This window comes from Kribbella sp. NPDC004536, assembly GCF_042873835.1.
In the GTDB taxonomy this organism is placed as follows: Bacteria; Actinomycetota; Actinomycetes; order Propionibacteriales; family Kribbellaceae; genus Kribbella.
Genome location: NZ_JBIALY010000003.1, coordinates 206912 through 222770, shown reverse-complemented (window position 1 = coordinate 222770; position 15859 = coordinate 206912). Strand labels below are relative to the sequence as shown.

Below are 15859 nucleotides of genomic sequence, written 5' to 3'. Positions count from 1 at the left end.
GCCTAACGCTGCCAGACCTCGGCGGTGGTGAGGAAGGCGGAGGAGCCGGGGCGGTCGGGGGAGCCGTCTACCTGGACGAAGCCGGGGACGGAGGCGCCGCCGATCGAGACGGTGGCCGAGCGGACCGGGGCGATCACCAGGCTGAGGCTGTGGTTACCCTCGGCGAGTTGGAAGCTGTCGGTGGCGAACAGGCGCCGGTCGAGTACGCCGCCCATCTCGATCTGGATGTCGGCGGCCTTCGCGCTCAGCCCGTCGGCGAGGTTCATCGAGACCTGGACCAGGTCCCGCTCGACGGCCGGCTCGTGCCACGGCAGGCCCTGGACTTCGAGGAACGAGCGGACGAAGTACCGCTCCAGCCACGAGGCCAGGTCGACGTCCTCGGACACCACCCGGACGATCCCGTCGAACCACAGGATCACAGCCGTACCGGAGCCGCGGATCGACCAGTCCACCATCCAGATCGACGCGTACGCCGTGACCTTGCCGTTCTCGTCGAACAGCCGCAGGCCAGGATTGGCTCCCGCCAGGATGATCCGGCGGTTGGCGGCCGACGACTTGGGCATAGGGGCGCGCTTCCGGGAGGGGGCCGAAGATCCTTGATTGTCTCAATCTCCGGCTCAGATGCAACGCACCCCGTCCAAAACTTGACAAATCTCTCGGCAAACACCCATTTCAGGCCCACTCCGCTGCGCGGACGCGACTGCAGGCGGGGACCCGGATCGCGGCTCAGGACGGGCGCCAAGGCGCGGCGCGCTCGGCGGAGGCAACAGGGTCGTCGGGCCAGACGATGGGGTGGGTTGCGGTGCCGCGGTGGCCGGGGCGGGCGAGCGCAGACTGTACGGCGGTCAGCAAGGCGGACGAAGTGACAGCGTCCGAGTAGCGTTCGCGGATCCAGTTCCGTGCCTCGGTGCGGATCGGGGCGTCGGGCGGTACGTCGACCAGCTCGAGTGCGCGGTCCGCGAGCAGGTGGGGGCGGGCGTCGTCGATCCGCCAGGTCCCCGGCGCCTCGAACAGTTCCTCGCCACCACCGGCCGGGTATCCGACCACCAGGCAGCCGGCCGCCAGCGCCTCCGCGACCGGGAGGCCGAACCCTTCCGAGATCCCGAGCGCAACGAACACCGAAGTACCGCCGAGAGCCTCCGCGACCTGCACCTCGGTGAGCTCGGCCAGCGCCGCCAACTCGACGCCCCCGGCACCCGATTGACCGCCCAGGGCCCGCGGGTCGGCGCTCGGCGTTCGCGGCTCGTGGCCCGGAGGCCGCGGGTCGGGGCCCGGGGGCCGCGGGGGGTTGGGTTGGGTTCGCGGGTCGTTGCGGAGTAGGCGGTCGAGTACGGTCGCCTCGAGTGGGCGGCGGCGGGGCATCCAGGCGATGCGGCGGGCGCGGTGTGGGGCGGGGCGGAACAGTGCGGTGTCGACCGGGTTCGGGATCAGGTGGACCGGCAGGTCGGGGTGCAACCGGCCGAGGACGTCGCAGCTCTCACGCGACACCGCCCACACCTCCGGCGCCGGGTCCCAGCCCGGATAGTCGCCGGTCTCCCGCCACGACCAGTACGTCAGGAAGTGGTTCTGGTTGAAGATCACCTTGCGCACGCCAGGCGCCGGATCCACACCAGGCAAGAGATACAGCTCCGGTACGACGAGCAGGTCGTCCGCGCCGAACTCGAGCTGATCGCCGCCGACCACCGGCGCGGTGGTGCTGAACCACGGCGGCCGGTACCCGGGCTGCCGGAACCACAGCGCCGCGTCGATCCCCGCCGCCCGGAGCAGCTCCACGTGCTTGGCCTGTACGCGGATCCCGCCGCCGGGCGACTCCGGCTCCTTGACCGCGTAGACGACCCGCGGCCTCAGATCTTCTCCACCGGCGCATAGCGCAGCAGAAGCCGCTTCACACCTTCGGACCCGAAGTCGATGTCGGCCTGCGCCTGCTGACCCTCGCCACGGACCACCACGACGGTGCCCATGCCGAAGCTGTCGTGCACCACCCGGTCGCCCGGGTTGAGGCTGATCACCGGCTTGTCGGACGCCGTCTTGCGGGCGGGTTCGTACCGGCTCGGGATCCCGCTGCCGCGGGTCGTACCGGTCCCGGACCAGCGGGTGATCGCGGACTCGTCCCGGCGCCAGTCGAGCAGTTCGGCCGGGATCTCCTCCAGGAAGCGGGACGGCGGGTTGTGCTGCGGAGCGCCGTACGCCGAACGTACCGCGGCCCGGGAGATCGCCAGCCGCTGCCGGGCCCGGGTGATGCCGACGTACGCGAGCCGGCGCTCCTCCTCGAGCTCCTTCAGGTCGGTCAGCGACCGGGAGTGCGGGAAGACGCCGTCCTCCATCCCGGTCAGGAACACCACCGGGAACTCCAGGCCCTTCGCGGTGTGCAGCGTCATCAGCGTGACCACGCCCTCGGTCGCCGCGTCCGGGATCTGGTCCGCGTCGGCGACCAGCGCGACCCGTTCCAGGAAGGCCTGCAGGTCGGCCTGCTCGCCCGCCGCGGTCCGCTCCTCGACGAACTCGCGAGCCACCGAGATGAACTCGTCCAGGTTCTCCAGGCGGGTCTCGTCCTGCGGATCGGGCGACTTCTGCAGGGCCTCGTGGTACCCGGAGCGGTGCAGCGCGACGTCCAGGATGTCGTCCGGCGGCGCGCCCGAGTCCACCATCGCGGTCAGCTCGTCGAGGATGTCGACGAAGGCCTGGACCGCGTTCACCGAGCGGGACGCCATCGCCGGTGCGTCCTGCGCCCGGCGCATCGCCTGCGCGAACGAGATCCGGTCGCGCTGCGCGAGTGCCTCGATCGCGGCCTCGGCCCGGTCGCCGATCCCACGCTTCGGCTCGTTCATGATCCGGCGCAGCGAGACGGTGTCCTCGGGGTTGACCAGCACGCGCAGGTACGCGAGGGCGTCGCGGACCTCCTTGCGCTCGTAGAACCGGACGCCGCCGACCACCTTGTACGGATGGCCGGTGCGGATGAAGACCTCCTCGAACACCCGGGACTGCGCGTTGGTCCGGTAGAACACCGCGACGTCGGACGGCTTGATCCCGTCGGCGTCCGCGAGCCGGTCGATCTCGTCGGCGACGAACTGCGCCTCGTCGTGCTCGTTGTCCGCGACGTACACCGCGATCTGCTCGCCGGCCCCCTGGTCGGACCAGAGGTTCTTCGCCATCCGGCCCTCGTTGCGGGCGATCACCGCGTTGGCCGCGGTCAGGATGGTCTGTGTGGAGCGGTAGTTCTGCTCCAGCAGGATCGTCTCGGCGCCGGCGAAGTCCTCCTCGAAGGCGAGGATGTTCCGGATCGTGGCGCCACGGAACGCGTAGATCGACTGGTCCGAGTCGCCGACCACCATCAACTCGGCCGGCGGCGCGGTCGGACCGTTGTAATCCGCGGCGTCCTCACCGCAGAGCTCACGGATCAGCGTGTACTGCGCGTGGTTGGTGTCCTGGTACTCGTCGACGAGCACGTGGCGGAAGCGGCGCCGGTAGTACTCCCGGACCTCGGGGAAGGCCTGCAGCAGGTTGACCGTGGTCATCAGCAGGTCGTCGAAGTCCAGCGCGTTCGCCTGGGCGAGCCGCTCCTGGTAGATCCGGTAGCACTCCGCGTACGTCTCCTCGAGATGGTTCTCCGCCTTCGCGGCGGCCGTCTCGTGGTCGATCAGCTCGTTCTTCTGGGTGGAGATCCAGTTCAGCACGGCGCGCGGGTTGTACCGCTTGACGTCCAGGTCGAGCTCGCGGCAGACCAGCGTCATCAGCCGGCGCGAGTCGGTGTCGTCGTAGATCGAGAACGTCGAGTTGATCCCGAACCGCTTGATGTCGCGGCGGAGGATCCGCACACAGGACGAGTGGAACGTCGAGACCCACATGATCTTCGCCCGCGGCCCGACCAGGTCCACCACCCGCTCGCGCATCTCCGCGGCGGCCTTGTTGGTGAACGTGATCGCCAGGATCGAGCCCGGATGCACGTCCCGGGCGGCCAGCAGGTAGGCGATCCGCCGGGTCAGCACCCGGGTCTTGCCCGACCCCGCCCCGGCCACCACCAGCAGCGGCTTCCCGGCATGCACGACCGCCGCCCGCTGCTGCGGATTCAGCCCTTCGAGCAGCTTGTCCGGATCCGGGCGGGACGTCTTCGGCTCCTCCAGCGGCACCGGGAGCTCATCAGGCGAGAACAGCGTAGTCATCACCCAACACCTTAGGCGCTCCCCCGGACAGTTTCCGAAAACCGGTCAGCCGAGCAGCCCTCTGGCGATCAGGCGCTGGTTCGCGGCGCTCCGTTCGGCGAGCGGACCGGGCGCGAACACCGGGGTGTCCAGCGTCGCCGCCAGTACCGGTTCGAGCAGCATCGGGCCGAGGATCAGGAACAGGGCCTGGTACGGCGCCCAGCGGGTGTCGGCCTCGTCCACCGGCCCGGTGCGCAACGCGGCCAGGTGCCGGCGAGCACCGTCGAGCAGGCCTTGGAACACGGCGATCCCGGCCGGCCCGCCCTCCAGCAGGACGCGGCGCAGATAGTTCCGGCGAAGCTCGTCGGAGCCGAACAGCTGGGCGGTCACCTGGCCGAGCGCGGCCAGGTCGTCGGAGTCGAGCTTGGCGAGACCTTCGTCGAAGGTGTTCAGTACGTCCTCGTCGACCGCGGCGCGGAGGCCGTCCTTGGAGCCGTAGTGGTGCCGCAGCAACGCGTGCGACACACCCGCCTCGGTGGCGATCGCGCGCGTCGAGGTCGCCTCGAACCCGTGCTCGGCGAACAACCGCAACGCCGCGAGCCGCAGCCGTGCCCGCGCGGTCAGGTCCGAGGACCGTGCGTCAACCATCAGGCTCCTACCCAGGCTCGGAGGTACGGGACACGGCGCAACCCGGCCGCGAGGACGAAGCTGACCGGCAGCGCGATCGCTCCGACCAGCAGGAACTTCACCAGTGGCGCAGCTGCGAGATCCCGGACGAGCAGTTGCAGTACGACGACCACCGGCACATGCACGATATACACGGTGAACGACGCCGCGCCCAGCCGGGCCAGGAAGGCGTTCGGCCGGTTGACGTACTCGCGGAACAGCACGACCAGCCCGACGCACAAGGTCACGCACATCGCCCCTTCGACCGTCGACCAGACCAACGACCGGAAGCTCGTTCCGCCCGGCGCGTAGTACCGCGACAGCTCCGGATACGCGGCGTACTGCGCGATCGCGAGCGCGCCGCCGATCGCCAGGCAGGTGTAGCCGGTACGGCGGGTGGTGCCGGTCAGCCACGCGTACTTGTACGCGAACAGTCCCGCGACGAAGAGCCCGGCGTACTGCACGAGGTCGGACACCTCCGCCTGGATGAACCCGAGGATGCCGACCCAGGTGTCGACCGGCCACTTGATCCGGATCACGTACGTCCCGAGCGCGATCACCGCAGTGAACCCGGCGATCGTCCGGCCGGTGAGCGGGCGTGGTTCCTGGAGGATCACCGGACGGCGCCGGATCGCCCGCCAACCGGCGTACAGGAGCGCATACACCAGCAGATGCTGGAGGAACCACAGATGCGCGAACGAGAACTCCGGGTAGCTGCCGTACGTGCGGTGGTACAGGTACATCAGCACCGGCACGATCACCGCGACCCCGAACACGAACGGCGCCCCGACCCGCCGGAACCGGTCCGCCAGGAACCGCCGGCCGCCCTTGCGCTCGTACGACCGCGGCAGCAGGTATGCCGAGATCGCGAAGAACAGGCTCATGAAGAACGCCCCGTTCACCACCGTGAACCGCTCCAGCGGCTCCCACCGCTCGGTCCCCTGCACATACCACCAGTCCGGCGGCCCGTACGGCTGCGCCGCGTGATGCAAAACCACCAGCCCGACCAGCCCAAGCTTGAGCCGATCAAGAAAGTCCAGCCGCGCCGACTGTCCGATTGGAGCATTTACTGTCCACATGGACAGTAATCTACCATGCTGCCCGTGGATCAGACCGAGAGGTACGACGACCTCAGCGACCGGGTGTTCGCGTTGTACGAGGCAGCCGAGTACGACGCGGCGTTGCGGCTGCTGGATGCGGAGGCCGCGGGGCTCGAGGAGTGGGGGGCGGAGCTGGCGCAGGTTCGGGCGTGTGTGCTTGCGCTGAACGGGGATCCCGACGAGGCGGTGCGGGTGTTGGCAGAGGCGACTGACGCTGGGGCGTGGTGGGTGCCGGAGATCCTGACCGGGGACGACGATCTGGTGGCGTTGCGTGGGCGGCCCGAGTTCGAGCGCGTGGTCGCGGTGTCGCGAGAGCGGGTCTCGGACGACGTCGTACCGGCTCTGGTCGAGCTACCTGATCGGCCTGCGGTCGGGGTTGTCGTCGCGTTGCACGGCGCCGGACAGACTGCGGCGCATGCGCGGAAGGACTGGGGTGGCGTACTGGATCACGGGTACGGGCTGGTGTGCGTGCAGTCGTCGCGGCGGATGTCGCCGAGGTACCGCACCTGGCCCGACCGTGAGCAGGCCGCGGCTGACATCCGGCGGGCTCTGGCCGAGCTGCAACTGCACGGTCCGGTGATCGCGGCCGGGTTCTCCGCGGGAGGACGGGCGGCACTGGACTGGGCACTGACCGCGCGGCCCGCGCCGGTGGCCGGCGTACTCGCGGTGGCGCCGGCGTTGCGGGAGCTCCCCGACGCCGCCGCCAATCCGTTGTCGCCGGCAACTGTTTGGGTCGGGACGGACGACGACCTGCTCGAAGTGGTGGACGGGAAGGCGGCCGAGTTGACCGCCTTCGGGTGCACGATCGAGCGGATTCCCGGGCTCGGGCATGCGTTCCCGGCCGGGTTCGGAGAGCTGTTGGCGGAGGCGCTCTAGGAGGTCTGGCGGGTGAGCTGGAGGAGTACGGGCGTACCGGTGCCGATCCAGTGCAGCTTCGCGTTGTGGTCGTCGTACGAGGTGATGCGGAGGCCGGGGACGCCTTCGATCGTGCCCTCGTAGTCCTTCGCGGCGAGCTGCGCGACGACGTCGGCGAGCTCCGGGCCGTCCATCCACTCGATCCGGGCCAGGTCCGGGCGGGCCTGCCACATGTCCACCCAGGCGACCGGGTCCGCGGTGAACAGCGTCGTCCGCAGAATCATCGACACCGCACCGAGCAGCGTCGCCGCCGGCGTGGCCGTCAGCTCCAGCAGCGCGCGCTCCTGCTCGGACAGCTCGTCAGTCAACATCACCTGCGAGAGATTGCCACAACAGTGGCTTTGCTGTGAGCAGACTTGCCGTCAGCAGAAAAGCTGGGTTCGGGCGACCGGCGCGGACGACTCTTGGAACATGGCAGAAGACATGAAAGCGCCGCTGTTCAACGAGACCGCGCGGCAGCGGCTGTTCGCGCAGCGGATCGTCGTCCTGGACCGCGCCCTCGACGACGACCTCGGGACCCTGCTGGCCACCCAGATCCTGACGCTGGCGGCCGAGGACCCGGATTCCGACATCGCGTTCTGGATCCACTCGCCGGGTGGTTCGGTGCCGTCGATGCTGGCGATCCGCGACGTGATGCGGACCGTGCCGTGCGACGTGTCGACGCTGGCGATCGGGCTCGCCTGCAGCGCCGGGCAGTTCCTGCTGTCGGCCGGTACGCCGGGCAAGCGGTTCGCGCTGCGGCACGCGCGGATCCTGATGCACCAGGGCTCGGCCGGGATCGGCGGCTCCGCGGTGGAGATCGAGATCCAGGCGAACGACCTGCGGCACATCCGCGACACCGTACTCGGGCTGATCGCGAGCGACACCGGGCAGCCGTTCGACGTGATCCACGAGGACTCCCTGCACGACCACTGGTACACGTCGGAACAGGCCCGCGAGTACGGCTTCATCGACCACATCGTCGAGTCGTTCGACCAGGTGATGCCACGGAGGGCGGCCGCATGAGCAGTTACACGATTCCGAACGTGATCGCGTCGCACCCGCGGGGTGAGCGGATCATGGACGTCTACTCGCATCTGCTGACCGAGCGGGTCATCTACCTGGGTACGGCGATCGACTCCGGTGTCGCGAACGCGATCATCGCGCAGCTGCTGCACCTGGAGACGGACAAACCCGAGGCGGAGATCAACCTCTACATCAACTGCGAGGGCGGCGACATGTCCGCCATGCTGGCGATCTACGACACCATGCAGTACATCCAGTCGCCGGTCGCGACGTACGGTGTCGGCCAGGCGATCTCCGCCGGGGCGGTGCTGTTGTCGGCCGGTACGGCGGGGCGCCGGGCGATCCTGCCGCACGCGCGGGTGGTGCTGCACCAGCCGGCCGGGCGCGGTCAGGGCACCATCCCGGACCTGATCCTGCAGGCCGACGAGGTGGTACGGGTCCGTGGCCAGGTGGAGGAGATCCTCGCGCGGCACACCGGCCAGACCGTCGAGCAGCTCCGGCACGACACCGACCGCGACCACGTCCTGACCGCCGAGGGCGCGAGGGCGTACGGCATCGTCGACCACGTGATCGCCGAGCGAGCCCCGCTCGCCGCGCTGACGTGATGCCGGATCTCCAGGCCACCACAATCGCCCGTCCGGCCCGCGCTCGCGCCTGAGCGCCGCGGGAAACCGTGATTGTGATGGCCTGGCGGTCCTAGTCGGCGGCCGCCAGCACTTTGTCGGCGACCGCGGCGTGGTGCGTCAGGTCGGCGTGCGGGCGGCCGACGCGGTTGGTCAGGTAGGCGTAGGCGATCCGGCGGTCCGGGTCGGCCCAGCCGATGCAGCAGTTGCTGCCGTTGTGGCCGAACGTCCGCGGGCTGCTCAGCGACCCGAGCGACGTCGGCGCACCGTCGAGCCAGCGCGGTCCGCCGAGCTGGAACCCCTGCGACCACCGGATCGGCGCCCGCGCCGTCCGGTCCAACTCACCCTCACTGCTCGGCTCGACCGCGACCGCGAGCGTCTCCGGGTCGAGCAGCGCACCGACAAGCAGCCCTTGGTAGAACGTCGCCAGGTCTCGCGCCGTCGTCGACACCCCGGCAGCCGGTACGACGGCGGCGCGCGTACTCCGCCGGTTCAGCACCGACTGGAAGAACGGCCCGGCCGGACCGGCCGCCTTGATCGGTACGTACGAGTCCAGCCGATCGGCCGGCACTCCGAGGAACGTGTCGCCGAGCGCGAGCGGTTCGAGGACGCCCCGGCGTACCAGCTCCCCGATCGGCACCCCGCTGCACCGCCGAGCGACCTCGGCGAGCACGAACCCGAACGCCAGCGGGCTGTACGCGACGGTCCCGATCGGCCAGCGGAGCTTGGCGTCCTCGATCCGGCGCAGCGACCGCTCCCAGTCGGCCATCGCCCGTGCCTCGCCGACGAACGAGCCGGCGTGCGACAGGCCGGACCGGTGCCGCAGTACCTCGCGGACGGTGATCTCACGCTTCCCGTTCCGGGCGAACTCCGGCCAGTACGCCGCGACCGCGTCGTCGAGGTGCAACCGCCCGGACTCGACCAGCTGGTGGATCACGACAGCGACGAAGGGCTTGCTCGCGGAGAAGAGCCAGAACAACGCGTTCGGTGAGCACCCGAAGGAGCGGTCGAGCACCACCCGGCCGTCGCGGACGACGCACAGTTGGGCGATCCCGCCGCGCGCCTCGACCAGCCCGATCGCCTCCGCGAGCCGATCGGGGTCGAAGCCGGCGTCCTGTGGATCGCAGGTGCCACCGAACTCCATAAATCCCACTGTGCCCGTTCGCGCAAGCAGCTAGTGTCAACCCGTGAGCGAACCACGACCGGACAGTGAAATCGAACGCGTTCTCGTGGTGGTCGCGCACCCCGACGACATCGACTTCGGCGGCGCCGGAACCGTCGCGCTGTGGACCAAGGCCGGCCTCGAGGTGCAGTACTGCATCGTCACCGACGGTCAGGCCGGTGGCTTCGAACCGGACCGCGACCGCGCGGAGATCCCCGGCGTACGGCGGGCCGAGCAGACCGCCGCCGCACAGCACGTCGGCGTCCACGAACTGCACTTCCTCGGCTACCAGGACGGTGCCGTCGAGCCGACCGCGGAACTGGTCCGCGACATCAGCCGGGTGATCCGCACGGTCCGCCCGCAGCGCATCCTCACCCAGTCCCCCGAGCGCTCGTGGAACCGCTTGCAGGTCTCGCACCCGGACCACCTGGCCGCGGCCGAGGCGACCGTCCGCGCCTTCTACCCGGCCGCCGGCAACCCGTACGCCTACCCGGACCTGGACGAAGAGGCCTGGAACGTCGGCGAACTGTGGATGATGGACCACCCGACGGCCAACCACTACGTCGACGTCACCGACACGTTCGACCAGAAGCTGGCCGCGCTGATGTCCCACACCAGCCAGCACCGCGACCCCGAAGGCCTCCGCACCGGCATCCGCGCCAACTTCGCCCGCGTCGCCACCACCGCAGGCTTCCCGGCCAACCACTACGCGGAAGCATTCACCGTCGTCCGTATGTAATCGGTTTGCTCGCCGGTGCCGGCACCGTGGAAGGTGCAGCCATGACGATTTCTTATCAGGTGACCGGGGACGGCCCGGATCTGTTGTTGGTGCATGCCGGTGTGGCCGACTCGCGGATGTGGGCGCGGCAGGTGGCGGAGCTGAAGGACCGGTACCGCGTGATCACGCTCGACCTTCGCGGGTACGGCGAGACGCCGCTCGTACCGCAGTACTCCGACGCGGGTGACGTCCTCGCGCTGCTCGAAGAGCTCGGCGCGAACGACGTGACCGCGGTCGGAGCCTCGTACGGCGGGTACGTCGTGCAGCAGGTCGCGACCCGGCGGCCGGAGCTGTTCTCGCGGCTGGTGCTGGTGTGCGCGCCGACCGACAACGTGCAGCCCGACGACGAGCTCCGCGCGCTGTGGGCCGAGGAGAACAAGCTGCTCGAGGCCGGTGACGTCGACGGCGCGACCGACCTGACCGTACGCCGCTGGATCGGCCCCGACGCGGACGACGACGCCCGTGAACTGCTCCGGGCGATGCAGCAGCGCGCGTACGACGTACAGCTGGCGGCCGGCGACGTCGACAACGAGGAGTGGCCGGTCGAGCCGGAGAAGATCAGCGCGCCCGTGCGACTGATCACGGGCGCGCATGACTTCGCGTTCTTCACCGACAGCGCGGACTACCTCGCCGACCGGCTGCCGTCGTCGGAGCAGGTCCGGCTCCCGTGGGCCGGCCACCTGCCGACCCTGGAGCGTCCGTCCGAGGCGCTGGAACTGCTACTGGGCTAGGGCACCCATCGGGTCCCACGCGGGGAGCACGATCGGTGCGTCGTCCAGGCGCGCCTGCAGCTCGGCCGGCAGTGCGGAGCGGCGGACCGCGACCTCGAAGACGTGCTCGCCGAACCACGAGTCGTTCATGGTCCAGAAGCCGCTGTCGGCCTTCTCGTCGCCCCAGCTGTTCTCGACCCGCCAGCGGCGCGGCTCGCCGTCGACCACGTCCACGCCGGTGAACAGCATCGCGTGCGTCATCAGGGTCTCGTGGTGGACCAGGCGCTCGGCCTTGTCCAGCGTGAACTCGGTGTCGTAGACGGCGCCGTAGTCGTACAGCTTGGCGTCCCAGAAGCCGAGCTCGCCGTTCATCTGCTTGCCGACGTCGCAGCCGAACCAGACCGGCTCGCCGCCGACGATCGCGTCCTGGGTGAGCTTCTTCATCAGGTCGATCTCGACGTTCAGGTACACCACCGGCGGCGCGTCGATGACGTTGCCGAGGTAGTCGACGGTGAAGGTCTTGCCGACCGGGCTGGTGGACCGCGGGTCGTGCACGAGGCAGACGTACTCGTCGACCGGGAGCTGCACGTACGCGGCGGCGAACTCGGTCGGGGTGACCCAGCCGTCGCGGTGGAAGCCCTTGTCGCTGTCCTTCCACTGCCACAGGAACTTCTGCGGCGGCGTACCGAGGTGGATGCTCAGCACCCGGTGCACGGTGGTCAGGATCTCGCCCTTGCGCTCGCGGCGCGCCTCTTCGTCGCCGAGCGCCCGCAGGTCGCGGGCACCCTGGCGGAGCAGCTTGCGGAGGATGTCGTTCATCTGCGCGGTCGCGGACGAGCTCTCGCTCTCCGGCATCGCCGACTTCGGCACCAGACCGTGCTTGCGGACCACCGCGATGAACATGTTCCACTGGCCGCCGTCACCGATCGGGTCGGACAGCAGGTGCGCGACGGTCCGGTCGTCGGCGTCGCGGTCCGCGGTCTCGATGATCGCCTCGAGGAAGAAGTTGGCCCGCTCGAACTTGTCCCAGAACAGCACGTAGTTCTGGGAGAACTCGAAGTCCTTGACCCCGAGCTTCTCGGCCGCGCCGACCCGGAGCAGGTTCAGGCCGGCGAACATCCAGCACCGCCCGCTCTTCTTCTGGTTCGTCACCTTCCAGTCGTCCAACTGGTTCGACACCGAATGGTCGATCGAGGTGAGGACCTGACGGTCGAGGGCGATGCTGTTGACCGGCGTCTGCGTGACGGCGTTCTGCATCACCCGGTACTGCGGGTTCGACGCGAACTCCTTCTCGAAGAGCGCGAGCTGATCGGCTGTGAGATTCCGCTCCATAACAGTCGACGGTATAACAGCCACCAAGCCCGGACCGCCGCCACGGAGTGGCGTATCGATGCCCTGGCCAAAACGCGCCACTCAGGTCAGGCGGACGCGGGGGTCTATCAGGCTGTAGGTGATGTCTACGATCAGGTTGAGGGCTACCAGGAAGACTGTGGCCAGCAGGACTGTGCCCATGATCAGTGGCAGGTCGTAGTTGTTGACGCTGTCCAGGGACAGCATGCCGAGACCCGGTAGGTCGAACAGCTTCTCGGTGAAGATCGCGCCGGACAGGCTGCCGGCGATGTCGAGGCCGAAGATCGTGATCACCGGGATCAGCCCGGCGCGGAGCGCGTGCTTGTAGGTGACCGTACGGTCGGCGAGGCCCTTCGCGCGGGCGGTCCGGATGTAGTCCTCGCTGAGCGTCTCCACCATCGAGCCGCGGGCGAACCGGGCGTAGTCCGTGCAGCCGTACAGCCCCTGCACGAGCCACGGCGCCAGCAGCCCAGCGAACCACTTCAGCGGGTTGTGCGTCGGCGGGGTCCAGCCGCCGCGGGGCAGGATCGGATGCAGGACGGTCAGGTAGAGGACCGCGAGCAGGCCGACGATGTAGTACGGCACGGCGCTGACCAGCAGCGCACCGCTCATCAGCATCCGGTCGCCGAGCGTGCCCCGGCGCCGCGCAGCCATGGCACCAGCCGCGACCCCCACGGTCAACACGATGACGGCCTGACCGAGCACCAGCGACACCGTCACCGGCAGCCGAGTCATCAGCAGGCCTGTCACCGGCTGGTCGTTCTTGAACGAGAACCCGAGGCACGGCACGCTGCAGTGCTGCACCACGCCCGAGGTCTCGAAGTCGCGACCGACCGCGATGCCCTCGACGAAGCGGGCGAACTGCTGCACCTTCGGCTCGTCCAGGTGCAGGTTCGCCTTGATCTCGTTGTACCGCTGCGTCGTGCAGTTGCGCTCGCCGCAGATCGCGCCGGCCGGATCGGTCGGCGCGACGAAGAACAGCGCGAAAGTTGCCACCAGGGTGGCCAGGACGACGCTCAACGCCGCGACCAGCCGGCGGACTATGTAGAACCCCACGCGCCGAATAGTCGCACGGTTCCAGCAGAAGTACCCCGGGGGCGCCTTGTCAGACGCCTCACAGGGCGCGGCGTCACACCAGGCGGCGGTCGGTCGCCCAGCGGGTCAGTTCGTGCCGGTTGGACAGCTGCAGTTTCCGCAGTACGGACGACACGTGGGTCTCCACGGTCTTCACCGAGATGAAGAGCTCGCGGGCGACCTCCTTGTACGCGTACCCGCGGGCGATCAGCCGCAGCACCTCCCGTTCGCGCTGGGACAGCCGGTCGAGGTCCTCGTCCACCGAGGCGATGTCGATCGCGCCGGAGAACGCGTCCAGGACGAAGCCGGCCAGCCGCGGCGAGAACACCGCGTCGCCCTCGGCGACCCGGTTGATCGCGTCCACCAGCTCGGTACCGGAGATGTTCTTGGTCACGTACCCGCGGGCACCGGCCCGGATCACGCCGATCACGTCCTCGGCGGCGTCCGACACCGACAGCGCCAGGAACTTCACCTCCGGGTGCCGCTGGTGCACCTGCTTCATCACCTCGGTACCACCGCCACCCGGCAGGTGTACGTCGAGCAGCACCACGTCGGGCTCGGTGCCGACGATCGCCTTCACGGCGGTGTCGACGTCGGAACCCTCCCCGACGATGTCGACCGAGCTGCCGATCTCGCTGCGTACCCCGGCCCGGAACATGTCGTGATCGTCGACGACGACAACGCGTCTGCTCATCTGTCCATCTCCAGTCGCACTTCGGTCCCTGTCTCCGGATCGGACCGCACCGTCGCGCGGCCGCCGTGCCGTTCCATTCTGCCCATCACACTGTGCCGCAGACCGAGCCGGTCGTCGGGGACGTCGTCCACCACGAAGCCCTTGCCGCGGTCCCGGACGAACATCTCCACCCGGTCGCCGTCCACCTCGACGAACACATCGATCTTCGCCGCACCGGAGTGCTTGGCCGCGTTCACCATCGACTCCCGGGCGGCCCGGACCATCGACGCCAGCTGCTCGGTCAGGTCGCAGTCGCCGACCGTGACCACCTCGATCGGTACGCCGTGCGAGTCCTCGACCTCGGCGGCGGCCTGTTTCGCGGCCCCGGCGACGGTCTGGTCGGCGTCGTGCTCCTCGTCGTACAGCCAGGACCGCAGCTCGCGCTCCTGGGAGCGGGCCAGCCGGGCGACCGCCTTGGGGTCCTCGGCCTGCTTCTGGATCAGCGCCAGCGTCTGCAGTACCGAGTCGTGCAGGTGGGCGGCCATGTCGGCGCGTTCCTGCGAGCGGACCCGCTCGGCCCGCTCGGAGTTCAGGTCGCGGGTCAGCCGGTGCACCCACGGGCCGGCGATCACGCCGATCCCGACCACCGCGAGCAGCAGCGCGATCAGTACGTCGCCGACCATCTGGAGCCGGCCGTTCTGGACCAGGAACAGCGTCACGGCGGTCCCGAGCAGGACCAGGCCGACGGCGATCCGGACCAGCGACTTCCAGCCGCCCTTGCCGAGCACCAGGCCGAGGATCGGTACCCGGATGTCCTGCGTCCACTTGTCCTTCTGGGCCTCGTCCGCCTGTCGCCAGATCAGCGCCAGACCGGTGGCCGCGAACACCAGCGGCCAGAACAGCTTCCCGGCGATGCCGAACCCGGCCACCTGCAGCAGGATCAGCACACCGATCCCGATCGCGATCAAGGCGGGCAACTGGCCGCGGCTCTTCTCCCGCTTGCGCTGCTTCGCCTCGGTCACCGGCGCCGGCGGCTCGTCGCTCCGCATCCCGGAGCGGGTGTGCGCGGCCAGGCCGGGCGCGCCCGGCACGGTTTCGGGCGCGAGCGGCATCAGGAACCACAGGGCCGCATAGATCAGTACGCCGAAACCGCCGGACACGGTGGTCGCGATCAGTACGAGCCGTACGACGGTGTCCGAGATGCCGAGGTGGTCCGCGATGCCGCCGGCGACACCGGCGACCACGCGTCCTTCGGTACGGCGGTACGCCCGGCGCGGCGGCGCGTCCTGCCGCGGCGGCGCGGACTGGTACGACGAACCGCTGAACGGACCGGTGTACCCGCCCGAGACGCCTGCCTGGGCGCTCATCCGCGCGGCGTAGGCGGCGTACGGGCCCTGGTACTGGCCGGCCGGGCCTTGCGGGCCCCAGCCTTTGTAGCGCCACTGGTCCTGGTTCTGCCCAGGAGTGTCCGCAGGCGGGGCTCCGTTACCTTGGTCGGAGGGTCCGCCCGGCGGCGCGGCTGCTGGCTGGCTCATCACCACGATCGTCACATGTGGACAGGCCGGACACCAGCAGGCTTGTCCCCGGCCGCCTCCTCAGCGGGCGCCCGCCGCACTCAGGGTCGGCTCGGGGTGAACCCCGAATTCGGTCCACTCCGGGGGTCG

16 protein-coding genes are annotated in these 15859 nt (G+C 69.6%); 5 read left to right on the top strand and 11 right to left on the bottom strand.

Annotation, left to right across the window (positions count from 1 at the left end; all coding sequences use genetic code 11):
- Window positions 1-2: 2 nt before the first annotated feature.
- The 5 genes from ACFYRU_RS26240 to ACFYRU_RS26220 form a co-directional block, all read right to left on the bottom strand.
- Window positions 3-563, bottom strand: a complete 561-nt coding sequence (locus ACFYRU_RS26240) for a hypothetical protein (RefSeq protein ID WP_387663219.1) — start codon at window positions 561-563, stop codon at window positions 3-5.
- Window positions 564-726: 163 nt separating this feature from the next.
- Entirely contained in the window at window positions 727-1773 is a 1047-nt protein-coding gene (locus ACFYRU_RS26235) for a glycosyltransferase (protein ID WP_387663218.1), read from the bottom strand.
- Window positions 1774-1844: 71 nt separating this feature from the next.
- A complete protein-coding gene (pcrA, locus tag ACFYRU_RS26230) occupies window positions 1845-4160 on the bottom strand; it encodes a DNA helicase PcrA (RefSeq protein ID WP_387663217.1) in 2316 nt (771 codons plus the stop codon).
- A 45-nt stretch (window positions 4161-4205) separates the two neighbouring features.
- Window positions 4206-4787 carry a TetR/AcrR family transcriptional regulator gene (locus ACFYRU_RS26225; RefSeq protein ID WP_387663216.1) on the bottom strand — a complete coding sequence of 194 codons (582 nt, stop codon included), beginning with the start codon at window positions 4785-4787 and terminating at the stop codon, window positions 4206-4208.
- Window positions 4787-5884: an acyltransferase family protein gene (locus ACFYRU_RS26220; protein ID WP_387663215.1), complete on the bottom strand. Its 1098-nt coding sequence runs from the start codon at window positions 5882-5884 to the stop codon at window positions 4787-4789. Before ACFYRU_RS26220 ends, ACFYRU_RS26225 begins: the two co-directional genes overlap by 1 nt.
- Before the next feature lie 15 nt (window positions 5885-5899).
- Here ACFYRU_RS26220 and ACFYRU_RS26215 point away from each other — a divergent pair, with 15 nt between their 5' ends.
- Window positions 5900-6781, top strand: a complete 882-nt coding sequence (locus tag ACFYRU_RS26215; RefSeq protein ID WP_387663214.1) for an alpha/beta hydrolase — start codon at window positions 5900-5902, stop codon at window positions 6779-6781.
- On the opposite strand, the gene ACFYRU_RS26210 is transcribed toward ACFYRU_RS26215, so the two are convergent.
- Window positions 6778-7134, bottom strand: coding sequence for a hypothetical protein (locus tag ACFYRU_RS26210; protein ID WP_387663213.1), 357 nt, complete (start codon window positions 7132-7134; stop codon window positions 6778-6780). The two genes, ACFYRU_RS26215 and ACFYRU_RS26210, sit on opposite strands and share 4 nt — an antisense overlap.
- Before the next feature lie 97 nt (window positions 7135-7231).
- On the opposite strand from ACFYRU_RS26210, the gene ACFYRU_RS26205 reads away from it, so the two are divergent.
- Both ACFYRU_RS26205 and ACFYRU_RS26200 read left to right on the top strand, forming a co-directional pair.
- The gene (locus ACFYRU_RS26205; RefSeq protein WP_387663212.1) at window positions 7232-7825 is read left to right on the top strand and encodes a ClpP family protease; all 594 of its coding nucleotides are present in this window, start codon (window positions 7232-7234) and stop codon (window positions 7823-7825) included.
- A complete protein-coding gene (locus tag ACFYRU_RS26200; RefSeq protein ID WP_387663211.1) occupies window positions 7822-8430 on the top strand; it encodes a ClpP family protease in 609 nt (202 codons plus the stop codon). The genes ACFYRU_RS26205 and ACFYRU_RS26200 overlap by 4 nt, the downstream gene beginning before the upstream one ends.
- 91 nt (window positions 8431-8521) lie before the next feature.
- Here the strand turns inward: ACFYRU_RS26200 and ACFYRU_RS26195 are convergent, their stop codons facing one another.
- Window positions 8522-9592: a serine hydrolase domain-containing protein gene (locus ACFYRU_RS26195; protein WP_387663210.1), complete on the bottom strand. Its 1071-nt coding sequence runs from the start codon at window positions 9590-9592 to the stop codon at window positions 8522-8524.
- A 43-nt stretch (window positions 9593-9635) separates the two neighbouring features.
- On the opposite strand from ACFYRU_RS26195, the gene ACFYRU_RS26190 reads away from it, so the two are divergent.
- Complete coding sequence (locus ACFYRU_RS26190) at window positions 9636-10349, top strand: PIG-L deacetylase family protein (protein WP_387663209.1); 714 nt, start codon at window positions 9636-9638, stop codon at window positions 10347-10349.
- A 41-nt stretch (window positions 10350-10390) separates the two neighbouring features.
- Entirely contained in the window at window positions 10391-11119 is a 729-nt protein-coding gene (locus ACFYRU_RS26185) for an alpha/beta fold hydrolase (RefSeq protein ID WP_387663208.1), read from the top strand.
- Here ACFYRU_RS26185 and ACFYRU_RS26180 read toward each other — a convergent pair.
- The 4 genes from ACFYRU_RS26180 to ACFYRU_RS26165 all read right to left on the bottom strand — a co-directional run bounded on the left by ACFYRU_RS26180 (window position 11108) and on the right by ACFYRU_RS26165 (window position 15730).
- On the bottom strand, window positions 11108-12430 hold the full coding sequence (locus ACFYRU_RS26180; protein ID WP_387663207.1) for an aminopeptidase C: 1323 nt from the start codon (window positions 12428-12430) through the stop codon (window positions 11108-11110). The two genes, ACFYRU_RS26185 and ACFYRU_RS26180, sit on opposite strands and share 12 nt — an antisense overlap.
- Before the next feature lie 81 nt (window positions 12431-12511).
- Window positions 12512-13504: an ABC transporter permease gene (locus tag ACFYRU_RS26175; protein ID WP_387663206.1), complete on the bottom strand. Its 993-nt coding sequence runs from the start codon at window positions 13502-13504 to the stop codon at window positions 12512-12514.
- Window positions 13505-13577: 73 nt separating this feature from the next.
- Window positions 13578-14216 (bottom strand): response regulator, encoded by a 639-nt coding sequence (locus ACFYRU_RS26170; RefSeq protein WP_387663205.1) that lies wholly within the window; start codon window positions 14214-14216, stop codon window positions 13578-13580.
- Window positions 14213-15730, bottom strand: coding sequence for a PspC domain-containing protein (locus ACFYRU_RS26165; protein ID WP_387663204.1), 1518 nt, complete (start codon window positions 15728-15730; stop codon window positions 14213-14215). Before ACFYRU_RS26165 ends, ACFYRU_RS26170 begins: the two co-directional genes overlap by 4 nt.
- Window positions 15731-15859 lie beyond the last annotated feature (129 nt).

Coding starts and splice junctions, on each gene's coding strand:
- ACFYRU_RS26240 (WP_387663219.1), bottom strand. CDS start 563: ATGCCCAAGTCGTCGGCCGCCAACCGCCGGATCATCCTGGCGGGAGCC.
- pcrA (WP_387663217.1), bottom strand. CDS start 4,160: ATGACTACGCTGTTCTCGCCTGATGAGCTCCCGGTGCCGCTGGAGGAG.
- ACFYRU_RS26225 (WP_387663216.1), bottom strand. CDS start 4,787: ATGGTTGACGCACGGTCCTCGGACCTGACCGCGCGGGCACGGCTGCGG.
- ACFYRU_RS26220 (WP_387663215.1), bottom strand. CDS start 5,884: ATGTGGACAGTAAATGCTCCAATCGGACAGTCGGCGCGGCTGGACTTT.
- ACFYRU_RS26215 (WP_387663214.1), top strand. CDS start 5,900: ATGCTGCCCGTGGATCAGACCGAGAGGTACGACGACCTCAGCGACCGG.
- ACFYRU_RS26205 (WP_387663212.1), top strand. CDS start 7,232: ATGGCAGAAGACATGAAAGCGCCGCTGTTCAACGAGACCGCGCGGCAG.
- ACFYRU_RS26200 (WP_387663211.1), top strand. CDS start 7,822: ATGAGCAGTTACACGATTCCGAACGTGATCGCGTCGCACCCGCGGGGT.
- ACFYRU_RS26195 (WP_387663210.1), bottom strand. CDS start 9,592: ATGGAGTTCGGTGGCACCTGCGATCCACAGGACGCCGGCTTCGACCCC.
- ACFYRU_RS26185 (WP_387663208.1), top strand. CDS start 10,391: ATGACGATTTCTTATCAGGTGACCGGGGACGGCCCGGATCTGTTGTTG.
- ACFYRU_RS26180 (WP_387663207.1), bottom strand. CDS start 12,430: ATGGAGCGGAATCTCACAGCCGATCAGCTCGCGCTCTTCGAGAAGGAG.
- ACFYRU_RS26170 (WP_387663205.1), bottom strand. CDS start 14,216: ATGAGCAGACGCGTTGTCGTCGTCGACGATCACGACATGTTCCGGGCC.
- ACFYRU_RS26165 (WP_387663204.1), bottom strand. CDS start 15,730: ATGAGCCAGCCAGCAGCCGCGCCGCCGGGCGGACCCTCCGACCAAGGT.